Genomic DNA, 247 nt, shown 5'->3' on the forward strand with positions numbered 1-247 from the left:
TCACCGGCACCGCGCTCCACTGCCGCAGGTCGCGGATAAACTCAATCCCATCACCATCGGGCAGGCCGAGATCGAGAATAATCAAATCTGGCTTACGGGGTGCCGCTTCCAGCAAGCCGCGTTGCAGCGTTTCGGCCTCAAAGACGCGCATCCCGTCGCCCTCCAGCGCCGTGCGCAGAAAGCGACGAATAGCCTGTTCATCTTCAACAATCAGAACGTTTGTCACATATCCTCATGAAATTCTTCA

1 protein-coding gene is annotated in these 247 nt (G+C 56.3%); it reads right to left on the reverse strand.

Annotation, left to right across the window (positions count from 1 at the left end):
- On the reverse strand, positions 1–226 hold a 226-nt coding region (locus MFF64_RS37225; RefSeq protein WP_238194093.1), incomplete at its 3' end, for a response regulator.
- Positions 227–247 lie beyond the last annotated feature (21 nt).

It is taken from the genome of Methylobacterium frigidaeris, from assembly GCF_022179185.1.
Lineage (GTDB): Bacteria > Pseudomonadota > Alphaproteobacteria > Rhizobiales > Beijerinckiaceae > Methylobacterium > Methylobacterium frigidaeris.